At 71.3% G+C, this 18,948-nt stretch carries 18 protein-coding genes; 8 read left to right on the forward strand and 10 right to left on the reverse strand.

Annotation, left to right across the window (positions count from 1 at the left end; all coding sequences use genetic code 11):
* Positions 1–36: 36 nt before the first annotated feature.
* Positions 37–1,299: a DUF2786 domain-containing protein gene (locus tag KBX08_RS10720; RefSeq protein WP_210782891.1), complete on the reverse strand. Its 1,263-nt coding sequence runs from the start codon at positions 1,297–1,299 to the stop codon at positions 37–39.
* A gap of 188 nt (positions 1,300–1,487) precedes the next feature.
* On the opposite strand from KBX08_RS10720, the gene KBX08_RS10725 reads away from it, so the two are divergent.
* Together KBX08_RS10725 and KBX08_RS10730 are read left to right on the forward strand one after the other, a co-directional pair.
* Positions 1,488–1,970, forward strand: a complete 483-nt coding sequence (locus KBX08_RS10725; protein WP_210782893.1) for a DUF2243 domain-containing protein — start codon at positions 1,488–1,490, stop codon at positions 1,968–1,970.
* Positions 1,967–2,818 (forward strand): cytochrome c oxidase assembly protein, encoded by an 852-nt coding sequence (locus tag KBX08_RS10730; RefSeq protein ID WP_210782895.1) that lies wholly within the window; start codon positions 1,967–1,969, stop codon positions 2,816–2,818. The genes KBX08_RS10725 and KBX08_RS10730 overlap by 4 nt, the downstream gene beginning before the upstream one ends.
* On the opposite strand, the gene KBX08_RS10735 is transcribed toward KBX08_RS10730, so the two are convergent.
* The 8 genes from KBX08_RS10735 to KBX08_RS10770 all read right to left on the reverse strand — a co-directional run bounded on the left by KBX08_RS10735 (position 2,819) and on the right by KBX08_RS10770 (position 10,750).
* Complete coding sequence (locus KBX08_RS10735) at positions 2,819–3,094, reverse strand: hypothetical protein (protein WP_210782897.1); 276 nt, start codon at positions 3,092–3,094, stop codon at positions 2,819–2,821.
* Positions 3,095–3,108: 14 nt separating this feature from the next.
* Positions 3,109–3,951 carry a hypothetical protein gene (locus KBX08_RS10740; protein WP_210782899.1) on the reverse strand — a complete coding sequence of 281 codons (843 nt, stop codon included), beginning with the start codon at positions 3,949–3,951 and terminating at the stop codon, positions 3,109–3,111.
* 220 nt (positions 3,952–4,171) lie between these two features.
* A complete protein-coding gene (locus tag KBX08_RS10745; RefSeq protein WP_210782901.1) occupies positions 4,172–4,513 on the reverse strand; it encodes a WXG100 family type VII secretion target in 342 nt (113 codons plus the stop codon).
* Positions 4,514–4,516: 3 nt separating this feature from the next.
* Positions 4,517–4,975, reverse strand: coding sequence for a YbaB/EbfC family nucleoid-associated protein (locus KBX08_RS10750; protein ID WP_210782903.1), 459 nt, complete (start codon positions 4,973–4,975; stop codon positions 4,517–4,519).
* A gap of 114 nt (positions 4,976–5,089) precedes the next feature.
* Positions 5,090–6,211, reverse strand: coding sequence for a CaiB/BaiF CoA-transferase family protein (locus KBX08_RS10755; RefSeq protein ID WP_210782905.1), 1,122 nt, complete (start codon positions 6,209–6,211; stop codon positions 5,090–5,092).
* The gene (locus tag KBX08_RS10760; protein WP_210782907.1) at positions 6,208–8,364 is read right to left on the reverse strand and encodes a 3-hydroxyacyl-CoA dehydrogenase NAD-binding domain-containing protein; all 2,157 of its coding nucleotides are present in this window, start codon (positions 8,362–8,364) and stop codon (positions 6,208–6,210) included. Before KBX08_RS10760 ends, KBX08_RS10755 begins: the two co-directional genes overlap by 4 nt.
* 15 nt (positions 8,365–8,379) lie before the next feature.
* Positions 8,380–9,594 carry an acetyl-CoA C-acetyltransferase gene (locus KBX08_RS10765; protein ID WP_210782909.1) on the reverse strand — a complete coding sequence of 405 codons (1,215 nt, stop codon included), beginning with the start codon at positions 9,592–9,594 and terminating at the stop codon, positions 8,380–8,382.
* Positions 9,584–10,750 (reverse strand): acyl-CoA dehydrogenase family protein, encoded by a 1,167-nt coding sequence (locus tag KBX08_RS10770; RefSeq protein ID WP_210782911.1) that lies wholly within the window; start codon positions 10,748–10,750, stop codon positions 9,584–9,586. Before KBX08_RS10770 ends, KBX08_RS10765 begins: the two co-directional genes overlap by 11 nt.
* Before the next feature lie 140 nt (positions 10,751–10,890).
* Between KBX08_RS10770 and KBX08_RS10775 the strand changes: the two genes are divergently transcribed.
* A complete protein-coding gene (locus tag KBX08_RS10775) occupies positions 10,891–11,535 on the forward strand; it encodes a TetR/AcrR family transcriptional regulator (RefSeq protein WP_210782912.1) in 645 nt (214 codons plus the stop codon).
* Positions 11,536–11,633: 98 nt separating this feature from the next.
* Here the strand turns inward: KBX08_RS10775 and KBX08_RS10780 are convergent, their stop codons facing one another.
* A complete protein-coding gene (locus tag KBX08_RS10780; RefSeq protein ID WP_210782913.1) occupies positions 11,634–12,521 on the reverse strand; it encodes a zf-HC2 domain-containing protein in 888 nt (295 codons plus the stop codon).
* Between the two features lie 72 nt (positions 12,522–12,593).
* On the opposite strand from KBX08_RS10780, the gene KBX08_RS10785 reads away from it, so the two are divergent.
* From KBX08_RS10785 to KBX08_RS10805, 5 genes are all read left to right on the forward strand, one after another.
* Positions 12,594–13,634: a TRM11 family methyltransferase gene (locus tag KBX08_RS10785; protein ID WP_210782915.1), complete on the forward strand. Its 1,041-nt coding sequence runs from the start codon at positions 12,594–12,596 to the stop codon at positions 13,632–13,634.
* A gap of 434 nt (positions 13,635–14,068) precedes the next feature.
* The gene (gene kdpF / locus KBX08_RS33735; protein ID WP_036410889.1) at positions 14,069–14,158 is read left to right on the forward strand and encodes a K(+)-transporting ATPase subunit F; all 90 of its coding nucleotides are present in this window, start codon (positions 14,069–14,071) and stop codon (positions 14,156–14,158) included.
* Positions 14,158–15,813 (forward strand): potassium-transporting ATPase subunit KdpA, encoded by a 1,656-nt coding sequence (gene kdpA / locus KBX08_RS10795; protein WP_210782917.1) that lies wholly within the window; start codon positions 14,158–14,160, stop codon positions 15,811–15,813. Before kdpF ends, kdpA begins: the two co-directional genes overlap by 1 nt.
* A 20-nt stretch (positions 15,814–15,833) precedes the next feature.
* Positions 15,834–18,029: a potassium-transporting ATPase subunit KdpB gene (gene kdpB / locus KBX08_RS10800; RefSeq protein ID WP_210782919.1), complete on the forward strand. Its 2,196-nt coding sequence runs from the start codon at positions 15,834–15,836 to the stop codon at positions 18,027–18,029.
* On the forward strand, positions 18,029–18,910 hold the full coding sequence (locus KBX08_RS10805) for a potassium-transporting ATPase subunit C (protein WP_210782921.1): 882 nt from the start codon (positions 18,029–18,031) through the stop codon (positions 18,908–18,910). The genes kdpB and KBX08_RS10805 overlap by 1 nt, the downstream gene beginning before the upstream one ends.
* Positions 18,911–18,948 lie beyond the last annotated feature (38 nt).

An 18,948-nucleotide genomic window follows, 5' to 3' on the forward strand; every position in this document is an offset into this window, starting at 1 on the left:
GAAACATCCGCTGGGTGCGTTCCCACGCCGGATGGTTCAGCGCGGATCGGGTCGGCCGGGCACCTGTCGGGGCTTCCGGGCACCGCCGACGTCCAGCGAAGCCCGGTCGGCGGCCGAGGTGCCGGACGACCAGCCCTCGGCGTCGCGCACGCTGAGCCGGTGCCGGGTGACGCCGGGAAAGAGCGTGTCCAACCGCTCCCGGACCGCCTCGCCCCGCGCCGCGAGCACCGGCAACAGCCGTTCCGCCCCGGCCGTCTCGGCCGCCGCCTGGTCCGCCGCGTTTGTCGCCGCCTCGGTGGCCGTGCGCAGCCGCTCGCCGATCCGCAGCGCGAACGCGTTGAGGAAGGACTCGTCCCAGACCTTCGTCCGTCGCCCCGACCCCGGCCGGCGCTCGGCACGCCCCCGCAGCATCGCCGCAGTGGCCTGGACCAGCAGCGACGTGTAGAGCAACTCCACCGCCACCAGATCGGCCGGCCAGCCCAGCACTGTGGCGAAGCCGAGATCGTCGGACCAGACCGCCTCGCACCGGTTCGCCGCCGCCACCTCCTGCACCAGCAGCGCCTTCGCGCCCGCGTACGGGGCGTCGGTGCTCAGGCGTACCCCGCCGGGCAGGTCTCCGCGCTCCGACCCGGCTGCCAGCAGCGCCTCGTCGATGCTGTGCCGGGCGATCAGCTCCTGGGCCTTCCCGGTCAGCGCCTCCGCCTCCGCCGGGAAGGTGGTCGACTCGGCCTTCGCCAGCAGCGCCCGCACCCGATCCAGCATCGGCGACCCGCTGCGAGCCGTGCCCGCAGTGCGGGGCAGTGCCGCGCCGCTCGTGCCCGGCGGTGGGCGCAGCACCGCGATCGGCGGCAGGCTCTCCACCAGCGCGAGGGTGTCCACGGCCGCGCGGAGCGCGTCGGCCCGGTCTAGACCCTCCCGGATTGCCCAACCCGCCAACACGCCGCCGTCAGCACCGCCCTCGGTGGCCACCAGCTCGCGTAGCTGGTCGTCCCACCAGGCCGGGATCGGCTCGGCCTGGACGCGTCGCTGGACGGCCATCGCGGCACGGACCAGCCGGGCCGCGCGGGCGTCGAGCCGTCGACCGGTGATCCGGTCCACGTCGACCGGCTGCCAACCGCGCGGCCAGAGCCGGCCCAGGCCGCGGACCAGGCGACGCAGCAGAGCGGCGTCCACCGCCGTGGTGCCGTCCGCGGCGCCGGTGCCGACCATCAGTTGGTCCAGCTGCCGTTCGGCCTGCCGTACGTCAGTGCCGCGCACCGCCGCGAGCGCGTTGGCGACGAGTTCGTCCGCGTCCGGCACGGGCACCTCCTTCTCGGTATCTGGCTGTCGCTGCCCCTCCAGGCTCCATGATCATGCCGTCAGTGGCCCGGAAGTCACGAAACGGGGATGTGCCACCGAGCCAATGGGCCTTCCCGCCGCGTCGGCCCGGCATGTTTCGTGCGGTTCGGGGTATTTGCAACCTGATCCAGCTGACTGCGAGGTGTGTGGTGGTCGATTCGAGCCTGTCGAGGCCCCGTTCCGCCGACGTTCGTTCCTCCACCCTCGTCGGCGTCCTGATCGGCATCGCGATCATGGCCGCGGTGGACGAGATCGTCTTTCACCAACTCCTCGCCTGGCACCACTTCTACGACCGCTCCACCCCCTCGGTGGCGCTGCTCTCGGACGGGCTGCTGCACGCCGCCGAGGTGATCGCCCTGGTCGGTGGGTTCTTCTGGTTCGCCGACCTGCGTCGACGGCATGCCCTGGCGAGCCGGCTGGCCTGGGGTGGCTTCCTGCTCGGCGCCGGAGGATTCCAGCTCTTCGACGGGCTCGTCGACCACAAGGTGCTCCGACTGCACCAGATCCGCTACGGCGTACACCTGGTGCCGTACGACGTGGTCTGGAACGTGGCCGGCGCTGTGCTGCTGCTGGCCGGCGTCGCCGTCCTGTGGCGGGCCCGCTCCCGCCGGCCCGGCGCCGGCCCCCGATGACGGTGGCCGGGCCGCTGGCGCACGCCGGACACGATGCGGCCGGGCCGAACTGGTTCCCGCTGTTCCCGGTCGCGTTGTTGGCGGTCGCCTACGTGCTGGCCGCCGTTCGGGACCCGCGGGGTTGGGACCACCGACGCACCGCCTCCTGGCTGGTCGGCTGCGCCCTGCTGGCGGTCGCCGTCGGACCGCTGGCCCAACTCCCCGACAACCCGAGCGGGCACATGACGCAGCACCTGCTGCTGGGCATGCTGGCCCCGCTGGGGCTGGTGCTCGCCGCCCCGGTGACGCTGCTGCTGCGGGTAGCGCCGCCGCCGGTACGCCGAGCGGTCGGCCTCCTGCTGCGCGCCCGTCCGCTGCACCTGCTCGCCCACCCGGTCACCGCCGCGCTGCTGACCACCGGCGGGTTGGCGTTGGTGCTGCTCACCCCGCTGTACGCGGCGGCCGAACGGCAACCCGTCCTGCACCACGCCGTGCACCTGCACTACCTGGCCGCCGGGTACCTCTTCGCCTGGTCGTTGGCCGGGCCGGACCCGGCGCCGCGTCGCCCCGGACTGGCGGTACGGGTCGGCGCATTACTGGCCGCGTCGGCTGGCCACGCCGTGCTGGCCAAGTACCTGTACGCCCAGGCCGAAACCCTCCCGCCCGGCCTCAGCGACCGGGACCCGGAAGCGTTTCGCTCGGCCGCCCTACTCATGTACTACGGCGGCGACCTGGCCGAGCTGCTCCTGGCGGCAGCCCTCTTCGCCACCTGGTACCACTCCCGCCGCCCTCGCCCTCGCCCGTCCCCACTCCCGTTGATCAAGAAGTTTGCGTCACCGGAAGGCAGTTCCTTGACGCAAACCTCTTGATCAGCTCGAAGGCGGAGTGGCCAGTGCGGCGGAGAGTCGGCCGAAGAACGAGCGGATCTCGTCCTCACCGTGGTGCGTCTCAGCCTGGTCGTTCAGCGGGCCCGAATAGCGCAGCGCCTGGTCCAGTGCGTCCCGCGTCTCAGCCCTGTCTCCCGGGTAGAGCCCGGCGGTCACCCCGTCGACGACCCGGGTCACTACCGAGTCGTCGAGCACCCGGTCGAACTGGATCCCGTAGAGGATTCCGTTGACGTGGCCCTTCCAGCTGTCCGTACCCATGCTCGTCGACTCCCCTAGAAGATCTGGCTGCCGTCCCAGGCAAGGATCGGAACCCCGCCCACGCCGTTGCGCTTGAACTCGGCGTCGAGATTGGCCATGTGGCTCACATCGGGCTGGTAATGACCGCTGCGTGCCGTCGCGTACTGGACCCTACCGTCCTTGACGACCAACTCGCCCGCCGCGGCGACCGGCTGCCCGTTGCCCAGTGTGGAGTGATGGAAGTCGCCGACCTTCTGGTAGTTGGACGCATAGAGGTTGCCGTTCCGGTCCATCACGAAAATCGCCTGACCGTTTCCGCTGAAAACGGTCTGAGCGCTCGACGTGTCGAACGGCTCGCCGCTTCTGGCGCTGCGCAACATGCCGTTGCTGTCGAAGAAGACCCGGTGTTGTTCGAGTTCCTCTGGACTGAGCCGGCGCACCGCCGTCGGGAAGTGCCCTCCGGGCAGGTGCTCGTTGCGGTACTTGTCGAGCATCGGCTTTGTGTTGTGGTAGCGCGGGGAGGTGTGCGGACCGGGCACACCGGGTCGTCCGGGGCCACCCGGCTTCGCGCCCTTGCGGTTGAAACGGCGCAGCAGCGTCTTCGCACGCTTCAACAACCGCGGAATGATCTCCTTGACGACCCGCTCGATGATCTCCTTGATGATCCGCTGGATGGCCATCCGGGCCAGGCCGATCGAGACGGGGATCGAGGCCAACGAGGAGCCGAGGCTGGGTGCCGCTGCCGCCAACGCCATCGCTACCTGAATCACCAGAATCGTCAGCTGGACGATGACGAGGACCTTCTGGGTCAGGGTGATGATGGCCATCACCAGCAACGCCGTACCGATAAGTTCAGCCGCCTGCGCGCCGTCCTCCATCCGGCGCGGTGCACCCTCCTCGCCCTGCCACGCCTGCTCGAACGCGCGGACGTCGTCCCCGCTGTTCGTCATCCCGACCTTCGCAGCGCCCGCCTCCGCCTCCCCGACCGCTGTGCGGAGCCGGCCGGCGAACGCGAACCACAGTTGGGACGCCTGGAAGAGCAACTCCTCGTCGGCGGCCGGCCAGGTAAACCCGACCCATCCCAGGGCCTCGGCGAGTTCAGGAGGGAGCTGCATACCCACTGGGCAGCTCCATCCGCGTGAAGAGTTCGGCATTTGCGATGTCTGTCGCCTCGTGGGCGTCGGCACTGGCGTCGAGGTTCCCGGCGGCCTCCAACAACTGGTCGGCCATCGACCGGTAGACGTCGAGCGCGTGCGTCAGAACTTCCACGTACGCGGCACCGAACAGCGAGCCGGCCTCGTCGTCACCCCACGGGTTACCCGCCCCGTTGACAGTCGACTCAAGACTGGCGATCTCCGCGCCGAGCTGCTGGCCGGTTGTCGCGAGCGACGCCGCCGCGCCGTGGAGAGCGTCGAGGTCGACCTGGATCCCGTCGGACATGACTCAGCGCTGGCCTGTCCGGCGGGTGACGACGTCCAGGTCGCCGATCATCTGCTGGAAACCCCGGAACGCGTCTTCCGAGACACGTTCAAGCTGCTTGCCGAGGGCCACGGTGTCGACGTGAGCGGCCGCCGTCAGCTCAGCTCTGCGGGCCCGCTCGTCGGCCTGCGCTGCCTGGACCGCCTCCAGGACGTACTCGGCGATGGCCCCGGTGCCGGCCCGGGACAGGCTCGGATCGATCACCAGGGTCTGCAGGGCACCGAAGGCGGAGACTTCCGCCTCGACGAGACCGTTCCCGCCGGTGCCCCGCCCCGTCAGCTGATCGACGGCGGGTGCGGCACTGTCGTCCTGCTCATCGACGTCGTCCGGCTGCGCCGAGGCTGAACCCGGAATCTGGCTCAGCAGGCGCATGGCCTCCTCGAGTGAGCGGCTGAGGCCGGCCGGGTCGATTCCGCTCGCCATGCTCGTCCCCTTCGGGTCTGCAGTCCACGATCAAGAGCGACGGTATCAACGCGGCGCCTGCGTGGCTGCCCCACCACGTCCCCTGTGGAGCGGCGCGACCCCTGATCGCCGAGTTCACTTCCAGCCGGTGAGGATCTCCTGGACGGGTAGGACGTCCTGCTCCGGATCTGGCGCCGGGGTTGGCCGTGCGGTCGGCGTGCGGTCGAAGCGGGGCGCGGGGGCCGGTTGGATCTCGCCGCCCACCTCGACGAACGTGCCCCGGGCCGCGTTGTGCGGGTGCGCGTGCGCCTCGCCGGGGGCGAGCACCGGCGCGACGCAGGCGTCCAGGTCGGCGAAGACCGCCGTCCACTCGTCCCGGGTGCGCTCGGCGAACCGATCGGTGAACCGGCGGCGCAGTTCGTCCCAGCCGCTCGGGTCGTACTGGGCGGGCAGGTTCGGGTCGTCGGCGAGGCCGAGGCCGCTGAGCAGTACGGCGTAGAAGGCCGGTTCCATCGCGCCGACCGCCATGAATCCACCGTCGGCGGTGGCGTACGTGTCGTAGAACGGCGCCCCGCCGTCGAACATGTTGCGCCCGCGCGGGGCGGCCCACAGGCCGGTGCCGAGCAGCCCGTGCAGGAACGAGGTGAGCAGCGCAGAGCCGTCCACCATCGCCGCGTCGACAACCTGGCCGAAGCCGGAGCGCTCCCGCTCCAGCAGCGCTGCCAGCACCCCGACGGCGAGCAGCATCCCGCCGCCGCCGAAGTCGCCGAGCAGGTTCATCGGCGCGTACGGGCGTTCGCCGGCCCGCCCCAGCGGCTCCAACGCCCCGGCCACCGCGATGTAGTCGATGTCGTGCCCGGCTCGGGCTGCCAGCGGGCCGTCCTGACCCCAGCCGGTCATCCGCGCGTACACCAGTCGGGGGTTGCGGGCCTGGCACACCTCCGGCCCGATGCCGAGCCGCTCGGCCACCCCCGGCCGGTACGCCTCGACCAGCACGTCCGCGCGGTCGGCGAGGCGCAGCAGGTCCGCCACCCCGGCCGGGGACTTCAGGTCCAGCGCCGTGACCCGCCGCCCGCGTTGCAGCGGCCCGCTGGTCGGTGCGGACAGCCGGCCCGCTCCGGGGGCGCCCGGCCGGTCCACCCGCACCACGTCCGCGCCGAGGTCGGCGAGCACCATGCAACCGAACGGCGCCGGGGCGAGGCTGGCCAGCTCGACCACCCGCACCCCGGCCAGCGGCCCGCCGTGTGCCGCCGTCATGCGACGTCAGCCGGTTCGGCCCGGAGGGCGGCGAGCCGGTCGGCCAGGTCGGCGGGGGGCGTGAACCGGTCGCCGTAGATGCCGGCCAACTCGGTGGCACGGGCCGCGAAGCCGGCCGGGCCGCCCGCGTACTGCCGGACGTAGCGGATCACCCCGCCCGTCCACGCCGGGAAGCCGATGCCGAAGATCGAGCCGATGTTGGCGTCGGTCTCGGTGCGCAGCACCCCCTCGTCGAGGCAGCGCAGCGCGTCCAGCGCCTCGGCGAAGAGCATCCGTTCCTGGAGGTCGGTGAACGGCACCGCCCGACCCGCGTCGGTGATCAGGTCGGCGAGACCGGGCCACAGCCGGCCCCGGGTGCCGTCGTCGTAGGAGTAGAAGCCGCGTCCGGCGGCGCGCCCCGGCCGGTCGTACGCGTCGACCAACTCGTCCACCAGGCGGTGCGCCGGAAGCGGGCGGAACTCCTCGCTGGCCGCCTCGAACTGGCGGCGGATCCGCTGGATCAGCGTGAGGCTGACCTCGTCGGCCAGCGCCAGCGGCCCGGTCGGGTAGCCGGCCTGGAGGGCGGCCTGCTCCACCGATGCGGCGGGGACACCCTCGGCGACCATGCCGACCGCCTCGTCGATGAACTTGCCGATCACCCGGCTGGTGAAGAAACCCCGGCCGTCGTTGACCACGATCGGGGTCTTGCCGATCCGCCGGCCCAGGTCGAACGCACGGGCCAGCGCCACGTCCCCGGTCCGCTCGCCGACCACGATCTCCAGCAGCGGCATCCGGTCCACCGGAGAGAAGAAGTGCATGCCGATGAAGTCCGCCGGCCGGTCCACGCCGGCGGCCAGCCCGGTGATCGGCAGGGTGGAGGTGTTGGAGGCGAGCAGTGCGTCGGGCGCCAGCACGGGCAGCACCTCGGCGAAGACCCGTTGCTTCAGCGCCGGGTCCTCGAAGACCGCCTCGATGACCACGTCGCAGCCGGCCAGCGCGTCCACCTGGTCGGTGGTGGTGATCCGGTCCAGTACGGCACGGGCGTCCGCCTCGGTGGTGCGACCCTTGCGTACCGCGCGGGCCAGTAGCCGCTCGGCGTGTTCCCGGGCCCGGCCGGCGGCCTCCGGCGTGACGTCCTTGACCACGACGTCCAGCCCTGCTTTGGCGCAGGCGTACGCGATGCCCGCGCCCATCATGCCGGCCCCGAGTACCGCCAGCCGGCGTACCGGTGCGGCGTCCACATCGGCCGGTCGGGCCGCGCCACCGTTGACGGCCTTCAGGTCGAAGAAGAACGCACCGATCATGTTCTTGGCGACCTGCCCGGTGAGCAGGCCGATCAGGTGCCGGGTCTCCACGGTCAGGGCGGTCTCCAGGTCGACCTGTGCGCCCTCGACGGCGGCGGCCAGGATCGCCTCGGGCGCGGGTAGCCGGGCACCCTTGAGCTGCTTGCGCAGCGTCGCCGGGAAGGCGGGCAGTTGTGCGGCCAGCGAACGGCTGGCCGGGGTGCCGCCGGGCATCCGATAGTCCGGCCGGTCCCACGGCTGCGCCGGGTGCGGGTTCGCCGCGATCCAGGCCCGCGCCCGTTCCAGCAGCTCGGTGGGCGTGGCGACCACCTCGTCGACCAGCCCGACCGACAGGGCGTCGGTCGGGCGCATCCGCCGGCCGGTGAGCAGCACCGTGGTCAGCGCGCTGGCCAGGCCGAGCATCCGCACGGTCCGGGTGACGCCGCCCGCCCCGGGCAGCAGGCCCAGCGTCACCTCGGGCAACCCGAGCCGGCTGCCGGGGGCGTCCAGTGCGATCCGGTGGTGGCAGGCCAGCGCGATCTCCAGGCCACCGCCGAGCGCCGAGCCGTTGACCGCGGCGACCACCGGTCGGCCCAGCGTCTCCAGCCGGCGCAGGTCCCGTTTGATGGTGCCGAGCAGGGCGGCCAGGTCGGGCGCGTCGGCGCGGGTGGCCCGGATCATCTCGGGCAGGTCGCCGCCGGCGAAGAAGGTCGACTTCGCGCTGGTCACGATGACGCCGGCGAGATCGTGCTCGGCCTCCAGCCGGTCCAGGGCGACGCTCATCGAGGCGGCGTACGCCCGGTTCATCGTGTTGGCGGACTGGGTGGGGTCGTCGAGGGTGAGCGTGACGATGCCGTCGGCGCCGCGGTCGTACCGGATGGTGTTGGTCATTGTCGTCCTCCCCGGTCAGCAGCGCTCGAGAACGGTGGCGACGCCCATGCCGCCGCCGATGCAGAGGGTCACCACGGCGCGGCGCAGGTCACGCCGCTCCAACTCGTCCAACGCCATACCGAGCAGCATCGCTCCGGTCGCGCCGAGCGGGTGGCCGAGCGCTATCGCGCCGCCGTTGACGTTCACCCGGTCCGGGTCGAGGCCCAGGTCACGGACGTACTTGAGCACCACAGCGGCGAACGCCTCGTTGATCTCGAACAGGTCGATGTCGTCGACTGTGAGCCCGGCGACGGCGAGCGCCTTGTGGGTGGCCGGGATCGGGCCGGTCAACATCAGCGTCGGGTCCGCGCCGGTGACCGCCGCGCCGACGATCCGGGCGCGCGGGGTGAGGCCGAGATCCCGACCGACCTGCTCCGAACCGATCAGCGTCAGCGCCGCGCCGTCAACGATGCCGGACGAGTTGCCCGCGTGGTGGACGTGCTCGATGGCCTCCAGCCAGTGGAACTTCTGCAACGCGACAGCGTCGAAGCCGGCCGCCTCACCCATCGTGGCGAAGGACGGGGTGAGCCTGGCCAGCGCCTCCCGGGTGGTCTCCGGGCGCGGGTGCTCGTCGACAGTGAGGATGTCCAGTCCGTTGCCGTCGCGGACCGGCACCACCGAGCGGGCGAAGTACCCGCCGGCCCACGCCTTGGCGGCCCTCTCCTGCGACCGCAGCGCGTAGCCGTCCACGTCGTCGCGGGTGAAGCCCTCCAGGGTGGCGATCAGGTCCGCGCTGACGCCCTGCGGCACGAACGACGTGGCCAGCGCGGTCTGCGGATCGGTGGCCCAGGCCGCGCCGTCGGAGCCCATCGGCACCCGGGACATCGACTCGACCCCGCCGGCGAGCAGTAGATGCTCCCAGCCGGAGCGGATCCGGGCGGCGGCGGAGTTGACCGCCTCCAACCCGGAGGCGCAGAACCGGTTGAGCTGCACCCCGCCCACCTGGTCGGGCAGCCCGGCCAACAGCGCGGCGGCCCGGGCCAGGTCGCCACCCTGCTCGCCGACCGGGGTCACGATGCCGAGCAGCAGGTCCTCCAGCCGGCCGACGTCCAGGCCGGGGTTGCGCTCCCGCAACGCGTCGATCAGGCCGACCACCAGGGAGATGGGCTTGACCCCGTGCAGCGCGCCGGTGTCCCGGCCGCGCCCGCGCGGGGTGCGGACCGCGTCATAGACGTACGCCTCAGAGAGCACGGGCGATCAGCTCCTTCATGATCTCGTTGGTGCCGCCGTAGATCTTCTGGACGCGGGCGTCGGCGTACATCCGGGCGATCGGGTACTCAGTCGTGTAGCCGTAGCCGCCGAAGAGCTGAAGGCACCGGTCGACGACCTCACACTGTCCGTCGGTGAGCCATGACTTCGCCATCGCCGCTGTGGAGACGTCCAGGTCGCCACGCGTGTGTCGGACGATGCAGTCGTCCAGGAAGACGCGGCTGACCCGGGCGCGGGTGGCGCACTCGGCGAGCACCATCCGGGTGTTCTGGTGACCCATCAGGGTCTTGCCGAAGGCGGTGCGCTCCTTGGCGTACGCGACGGTCAGCGCGACCGCCCGTTCCATGGCCGCCACCGCGCCGACGCCGATCACCAGCCGCTCCTGCGGAAGCTGCTGCATGAGCTGGATGAAGCCCAGCCCTTCGGCACCGCCGAGCAGGTTGGACGCCGGCACCCGGAACTCGTCGAAGAACAACTCCGCCGTGTCGTTGGCGTGCAGGCCGATCTTGGACAGCAGTCGGCCTCGCCGGAACCCCGCCGGGTCGCCACCCACCTCGCAGATCAGCAGCGAGACGCCGGACGCCCGCTGCTCGGGGTCGGTCTTCACGGCCACGATGACCAGATCGGCCAGAGCACCGTTGGTGATGAACGTCTTCGCGCCGGTCACCAGGTAGTCGTCGCCGTCGCGGACCGCCCGGGTGCGCATCGCCTGAAGATCGGAGCCACCGTCCGGCTCGGTCATCGCGATGGCGCCGACCAGCTCACCGCTGCACAGGCCGGGCAGCCAGCGTCGCTTCTGTTCCTCGCTGCCGTACGCCACCAGGTAACCGGTGACGATGCCACTGTGGACGGCCAGGCCGAGGCTGCTCTCCCCGGCGTACGCCTGCTCGTGCAGCAGCACCGCCTCGTGGGTGAACCCGCCGCCCCCACCTCCGTACTCCTCCGGGACCGACAGGCCGAGCAGCCCCAGCTCGCCGGCGCGCCGGTAGTGCTCGCGGTCCGGATGGCCCTGCGTCAGCAGGCGCTCGGCGTGCGGCAACACCTCCTTGGTGAAGAAGGCGCGGGCCAGCTCGGCCAGGTCGTCATGCTCCGGCTCGCGCCAGGGGGAGGGGGAGCCGTCGGGCGGGGGGGTCGGCATGTGCACCACCCTCGCGCGCTGTTGGCAGCATGTCAATAAGATGCTGAGTAGCTCAGAGGCAGCTCTGACGACTACTGGGCATCAAGTGATCATGGTGAGGAACGGCGGCCGACCGGTGGGCTGTCGATAGGGTCGGGCAGATGAGTGTCGAGACGGCTCCGCGCCGCCGCCGGCTGGAGCCGGACGCCCGGCGTGGGCAGATCCTGGCCTGCGCGGTCCGGCTGTTCGGCGAGCGCCCGTACGCGGACGTGTCGACCACCGACGTCGCCCGCGAGGCTGGTGTCGCTCGCGGGCTGGTCAACCACTACTTCGGTGCGAAGAAGGACCTGTACCTGGAGGTCGTCCGGGTCATGGTGACCATCCCCGAGGTTGCCCTGGAGCGGCTGCCCAAGGGTGATCTCCGGACCCGGGTCGACGCCAGCGTCACCTGGTTCCTCGACGTGGTTTCCCGGCACAGCACCTCGTGGCTGGCGGCGGTCACCGCCCGGGGGATGGGCGGCGACGCCGACGTGGAGCGGGTGCTCGCCGAGGCCGAGGAGGTCGCCGCGGACCGCATGCTGGTCGCCGTCGGGCTGGCCGGCGAGGCGGAGCACCGCGAGGAGTTGCGCGGGATGGTCCGGGCGTACGGGGGTCTGGCGACCTCGACGGCCCGCGAATGGCTCCAGCGTGGCGCGCTGACCCGCGCCCAGGTGCACCTGCTGCTCACCACGACCCTGCTGACCATCGTCGAGCAGGTCATCCCGCAGGTCCTCGCCGACCGCGAACCGACGCGACCAGAGCGCTGACCGCCGGGGCCGCTGAGCGCTGACCGCCCGGGGCCGCCAAGCGCTGAACGCCGGGGCCGCTGAGCGCTGACCGCCGTCCGCCGAAGGGCGCCGGTCGCTCAGGCGGCGCGTCGGTCGCCGGCCTGGCCGGTACGAGCCGCCGGAGCGGCCTGGCCGGCATGCGCCGCCGGTGCGGCGTACCGGTCGGCCGCCTGCGCCGGATAGGACTCGGGGCGTACCACCCGCAGCGGCCGGTCCACCTCGTCGGCCCCGAACCGCCAGCGCGACGGTGTCGGCTGCCGCTGTGGTGCCGGGCCACCGGGGCGCAGCCCGGGCCGGGACAGCAGCACGGTGATCAGGTAGCCGACCACCAGGAAGCCGTGGCTGATCAGCCGTTCCCCGCCCACCGAACCGGTGGCCAGGTCGTTTACCGACAGCAGCAGCAACGTGCCGACGAACGCGCTGAGCATCGGCAGCAGACCGGCGGGTGGGCTGCGGCGCAGCGCCACGAAGAGGAAGCCCGCGCCCACTGCCACGTTCCACGCCGCCGACTCGTGCCACAGGTGCTGGCCGGTGGGGTGCAGGTGGTCGGCGGTCGCGCCCCGGCCCACCTGGGCCAGGCCGAGCACCAGTTGCACCGCGCCGAGCAGCCCGAGCGCCGACCGCAGGCCGGCGACGAGCGGGCCACGTCCGAACGCCGCACGCAACCCGGCGGCGAGCTGGCCCCGTCCGGGCACCTTCCGCAGGCCGGCGACCAGCGGGCCGCGCCGCCACCGTGAACGGCGGGCCGGGGCCGCGCTGGCGGCGGCAAGGATCGCCGCCGTCCGGTCGGGCACCTCGACCACCAATCGGGTACGAACCCGACGGGTCACCGCGGCCGCCGCCGTGAACCAGGCCCGGCACTCGGCACACCCGTCCAGGTGCCCCTGCACCGCCGTCAGTTCGGCGGCGGTCTCCTCCCCGTCCAGCTGCGCGGACAGGACCTCCCGCCACTGCTCACACCCCATGTATCAGTAGTCGCTCCGGCAGCCGCTCCGGTTCCCGGCGACAGTGACTGGTTGTGGAATACTCGCCGGATCATGACGCGTTACGGCCTGCTGATCCTGCCCGCCACCAACCGGGTGTACGCCCGCGCCGCAGTCGACCTCACCCGAGCCGAGCTGGAGATCTTCGGCCGCTCGGCGCTGGACGGCCGGATCGGCGAGCTGAACACCGAGGTCGTGGGAGGGGCGTCCTACATCACGTTCACCGGCGACGGGCTGACCGAGCGTGACCTGGCCGTCCTGGGCAACCTCTCCGCCGGGTACGCGTTGTTCGAGATCGTCGGCGAGCTGCTGCGACCGATCGAGTGGACCCGCCTGGACCGCTACGACGACGATCTGCTCACCATCCAGAAGTACCCGGGCAAGACCAATGAGCAGTTCACCAAGCTGCTGCTCAACGTCACCCTGCTCGCCTCGGACTGGGCCGCCGAGATGACAAGCCGCCGGTTCCGGGTGCTCGACCCGCTCTGCGGTCGGGGCACCACCCTCAACCAGGCGCTGATGTACGGCTTCGACGCTGCCGGGATCGAGCGCGACCAGAAGGACGTCGAGGCGTACCGGGCGTTCATCACCACCTGGCTGAAGCAGAAGCGGGTCAAGCACCGGGTGCTGGAGTCGGGGCCGGTGCGCCGGGAGCGCAAGGTGGTCGGCCGGCGGGTGCGGATCGAGTTGGCGCCGACCCGCGAGGAGCACAAGGCCGGCCAGACGCAGTTGCTGGACGTGGTCAACGCCGACACCGCCCGGTCGGCGGAGTTCTTCCGCCCGGAGACCGTCGACCTGGTCGTCGCCGACGCGCCGTACGGCGTGCAGCACGGCAGTCGTACCGCTGGGCAGGGGTTGACCCGCGATCCGCTGGCGTTGCTCGCAGACGCCGCGCCGGTCTGGGCCCGGTTGTTGCGCCCCGGTGGTGCGCTCGGGATCTCCTGGAACACCCACGTCGCCAGTCGGGACGACGCGGCGGCGGCATTGGCCGACGCCGGCCTGACGGTGGTCGACGCCGAGCCCTACCGCGCGCTGCGGCACCGGGTGGACCAGTCGATCATGCGCGACGTGCTGGTGGCCCGCCGCCCGGCCTGACGGGCTCGCACCTCCGCCCCGCCGCGCCATGAGCCATCCCATCCGGGTCGCGCGTGGTCTCTCTCCTGCATTCCCCTTTGCTCTGCACCCGCGGAGGCACCAGCTACAGACCGTGAGTGTCGCCTCCGCGGGTGCAGAGCAAAGGGCGGACCACCCGTCTTGACCTCGCGGACCACCGGTGCTCTGTGCCGCATTTCACCTGTTCAGTGGGTAGGTGTGAAAACCACGTCAAGAAAAGGTTCGCCGCCGTCATGGTCGCGTTATGACCCCTGCCGTCCGGCGGGTGGTGGGGCTTTGATTGCCCGGCGCGACCGGAAGGCGGTCGCGACGAACCTTTCCGGCTGAGGAGTCAGCGTGTCTGACGTGGTTTTCGTGGTCCTGACGGTGGTGCTGTTCGCAGTGCTCGCCCTGGTGGTCCGGGCGGTGGAGAAGCTGTGAACGCCGTCAACGCCGTCGGTCTGGTGCTCGCGGTCGTCCTGGGCGCGTTCCTGGTGTTCGCCCTGCTGTTCCCGGAGCGCTTCTGATGACCACGACAACAGCAGGCGTCATCTTCGTGTTGACGCTGGTGGCGGCCCTGGTCGCCGTTTACAAGCCGTTCGGTGACTACATGTTCCGGGCGGTCTCCGGCACGAGGCAGTCGCGGGTCGAGCGGGGCATCTTCCGACTGGTCGGGGTCAACCCGGCCGCCGAGCAGACCTGGGGCGTGTACGCCCGCAGCGTGCTGGCGCTCTCCGCGGTCTCGATCCTGTTCCTGTACCTGTTCCAGCGGGTGCAGAACCACCTGTGGCTGTCGCTGGGGCTCGACCCGGTGGTGCCGCACGGCGCGTGGAACACGGCCGTGTCGTTCGTGACCAACACGAACTGGCAGTGGTACTCGGGTGAGTCGACGATGGGCCACCTGGTGCAGATGGCCGGTCTGGCCGTACAGAACTTCACCTCGGCGGCGGTCGGCATCGCGGTGGCTGTCGCGTTGGTACGCGGCTTCGCCCGCAGCCGCACCGGGCAGCTCGGCAACTTCTGGGTCGACCTGACCCGGATCGTGCTGCGCATCCTCGTGCCGATCGCGGTGCTCGGCGCCATCGTGTTGATGATCGGCGGCGTGGTGCAGAACCTGTCCGGCGGCACCGACGTGAGCACGCTGACCGGTGGCACCCAGACCATCACCGGTGGTCCGGTCGCCAGCCAGGAAGTGATCAAGGAGCTGGGCACCAACGGTGGTGGCTTCTACAACGTCAACAGCGCGCACCCGTTCGAGAACCCCACCACCTGGACCAACTGGCTGGAGATCTTCCTGCTCCTGCTGATCCCGTTCAGCCTGCCCCGGGTCTTCGGCCGGATGGTCGGGCAGAACCGGCAGGGCTACGCCATCGCCGCGGTGATGGGCATCCTCGCGTTCCTCAGCGTCGCCATCACCAACATCTTCGAGCTGGCCGGTCACGGCACGGTGCCGCAGGCGGTCGGCGCGGCGATGGAGGGCAAGGAGGTGCGGTTCGACGTGTCGAACTCGGCCACCTTCGCCGCCGCCACCACGCTCACCTCGACCGGTGCGGTGAACTCGTTCCACGACTCGTTCACCTCGCTGGGCGGCATGATGACGATGGTCAACATGATGCTCGGCGAGGTCGCGCCGGGCGGTACCGGTTCGGGGCTGTACGGCCTGCTCATCCTCGCGGTGATCACGGTCTTCGTGGCCGGCCTGATGGTGGGCCGCACCCCCGAGTACCTGGGCAAGAAGATCAGCTCGCGGGAGATCAAGTTCGCCTCGCTCTACTTCCTGATCACACCGATCCTGGTGCTCGTCGGCACGGCGGCGGCGTTCGGCACCGGCAACAACTCCACGGCGCTCAACGTCGGCCCGCACGGCCTCTCCGAGGTGCTGTACGCGTTCACGTCGGCCAGCAACAACAACGGTTCCGCCTTCGCCGGCATCACGGTCAACACCACCTGGTGGAACACCGCGCTCGGGTTGTGCATGCTGCTGGGCCGGTTCCTGCCGCTCATCTTCGTGCTCGCGTTGGCCGGCTCGCTGGCCCGCCAGGCACCCACCCCCGCGTCCGAGGGCACCCTGCCGACCCACCGACCGCTGTTCATCGGCATGGTCGTCGGCGTCACCGTGGTCCTCGTCGCGCTGACCTTCCTGCCCGCGCTCGCGCTCGGTCCGCTGGCAGAGGGGCTCTGACCATCATGAGGAACGAGGACATGTCCGTCACGTCCGCCCCGACAGAGCAACTCCCCGGCACGCCCGCCACCCAGGGCAACCGGATCGGCGGGGGCCTGCTCGACCCCAAGCAGTTGATCCGGTCCCTGCCGGACGCGGTACGCAAGCTCAACCCCAGCACGCTGTGGCGCAACCCGGTGATGCTGATCGTGGAGGTCGGTGCTGCCTTCACCACCGTCCTGGCGGTGATCGACCCGTCGGTGTTCGCCTGGGCGATCACCATCTGGCTCTGGCTGACAGTGGTCTTCGCCAACCTGGCCGAGGCGGTGGCCGAGGGTCGGGGCAAGGCCCAGGCCGCGACCCTGCGGCAGGCGAAGAAGGACACCATCGCCACCCGGCTGATCGACTGGAAGCCGGGCGCGCGGGCCAACACCTACCGCGACGAGGCGGTGCCGGCGCCGGACCTGCGTCAGGGCGACGTCGTGCTCGTCGAGGCGGGCGGCATCATTCCCGGCGACGGCGACATCGTCGAGGGGATCGCCAGCGTCGACGAGTCGGCCATCACCGGCGAGTCGGCCCCGGTCATCCGGGAGTCCGGCGGCGACCGCAGCGCGGTCACCGGCGGCACCAAGGTGCTCTCCGACCGGATCATCGTGAAGATCACTCAGAAGCCGGGGGAGAGCTTCATCGACCGGATGATCGCCCTGGTCGAGGGGGCCAACCGGCAGAAGACGCCGAACGAGATCGCGCTGAACATCCTGCTCGCCGCGCTCACCGTCATCTTCCTGCTGGCAGTTGTCACCCTCCAGCCGCTGGCCATCTTCTCCAAGGCGTACCAGGCGGCCGCGCCGAACAGTGGGGCGATCACCGACTCCGGTGTCACCGGCGTGGTGCTGATCTCGCTGCTGGTCTGCCTGATCCCCACCACCATCGGCGCGCTGCTCTCCGCCATCGGCATCGCCGGCATGGACCGGCTGGTGCAGCGCAACGTCCTGGCCATGAGCGGCCGGGCCGTCGAGGCTGCCGGCGACGTCAACACCCTGCTGCTGGACAAGACCGGCACCATCACGCTGGGCAACCGGCAGGCCGCCGAGTTCGTACCGGTCGAGGGGGTCGACCCCGCGACGCTGGCCGACGCCGCGCAACTGTCCAGCCTGGCCGACGAGACCCCGGAGGGGCGCTCGGTGGTCGTCCTGGCGAAGAACGAGTTCGGGCTGCGCGAGCGTGAGCCCGGCGTGATGCCGCACGCGACCTTCGTACCGTTCACCGCGCAGACCCGGATGAGCGGCGTCGACCTCACCCCGGACGCCAGCGTGGACGCCGGCGCGGTGGGCGCGGCCCGCAGGGTCCGCAAGGGCGCCGCCGCCGCGGTGATGAAGTGGGTACGGGAGAACGGCGGTCACCCCACCGAGCAGGTCGGCGAGATCGTGGACGCGATCAGTGGCACCGGCGGTACCCCGCTGGTCGTCGCCGAGCACGTCGACGGTGCGCCCGCCCGCGCCCTGGGTGTCATCCACCTGAAGGACGTGGTCAAGTCCGGCATGCGCGAGCGGTTCGACGAGATGCGCCGGATGGGCATCCGAACCGTGATGATCACCGGCGACAACCCGCGTACCGCGAAGGCGATCGCCGACGAGGCCGGGGTGGACGACTTGCTGGCCGAGGCGACGCCGGAGGACAAGCTCGCGCTGATCAAGCGGGAGCAGGAGGGTGGCCGGCTGGTCGCGATGACCGGTGACGGCACCAACGACGCGCCGGCGCTCGCGCAGGCCGACGTCGGGGTGGCAATGAACACCGGCACGTCGGCCGCCAAGGAGGCCGGCAACATGGTCGACCTCGACTCCGACCCGACCAAGCTCATCGAGATCGTGGAGATCGGCAAGCAGTTGCTGATCACCCGTGGCGCGCTGACCACGTTCAGCATCGCCAACGACATCGCGAAGTACTTCGCGATCATCCCGGCCATGTTCGCCGGCCTCTACCCGAGCCTGGACGCGCTGAACATCATGCGGTTGTCCAGCCCGGAGTCGGCGATCCTGTCCGCTGTCATCTTCAACGCCCTGGTGATCATCGCGCTGATCCCGCTCGCCCTGCGGGGCGTGCGGTACCGGCCGGCCGCCGCGTCGAAGCTGCTCAGCCGCAACCTGCTGGTGTACGGGCTGGGCGGCATCATCGTGCCGTTCATCGGGATCAAACTCATCGACCTGCTCATCCAGTTCATCCCGGGGATTTCGTGATGCGCCTACCCACCTGGATCGCCCAACACCTCGCCGCGCTGCGCGCCGTACTCGTCTTCACTGTGCTGCTCGGCCTGGTCTACCCGCTGGCCCTGGTAGCGGTTGGTCAGCTACCCGGCCTCAACCACAAGACCGACGGCTCGCTGATCTCCTCCGGCGGGACGACTGTCGGCAGTGCGCTGATCGGCCAGTCCTTCACCGACGCGGACGGCAACCCCGTCGCCCGGTACTTCCAGTCCCGCCCCTCCGCCGCCGGCGACGGCTACGACCCGACGGCCACCTCGGCCAGCAACCTGGGCCCGGAGAGCGTGGTCGACACCATCGCCACCGATCCGGAGGAGTCCAGCGAGAGCCTGCTCACCCAGGTCTGCGGGCGCAGCAAGTCGGTCGGCGAACTCAACGGCGTCGACGGCCGGCGCCCCTACTGCACCGACGACGGGGTAGGTGCCGTGCTCGCGGTCTTCCGCGCCGACGGTCTGACCGGCCCGGTCACCCGGGTGGTCAGCGTCAACCAGGCCGCCCCGGCCACCCCGTTCGTCCCCGAGTACCAGGGGGTGACTGTGGAGCCGGCCCAGCCCGGCGAGGACTACGTGGCCGCCGGCGGGGTGGTCACCCCGATCCGGGGCGACGCGCTCGCCGAGCCGGCGGTGCCCGCCGACGCGGTCACCGCCAGCGCCAGCGGTCTCGACCCGCAGATCAGCCCGGCGTACGCCGAACTGCAGGTGAACCGGGTCGCGCGGGAGCGCGGCGCGGACCCGGCGGCGGTCCGCAAGCTGGTCGAGGAGCACACCGGCGGGCGTGGGCTGGGCTTCCTGGGCGCGCCCGGCGTCAACGTGCTGGAGCTCAACCTCGCCCTCGACAAGCAGTTCGCCGCACGCTGAGCACCCTCGCGGGCGGGGCCGTGCCGACCGGCGCGGCC

Origin of the sequence: Micromonospora sp. H61 (assembly GCF_018070325.1) — a bacterium.
In the GTDB taxonomy this organism is placed as follows: Bacteria; Actinomycetota; Actinomycetes; order Mycobacteriales; family Micromonosporaceae; genus Micromonospora; species Micromonospora salmantinae.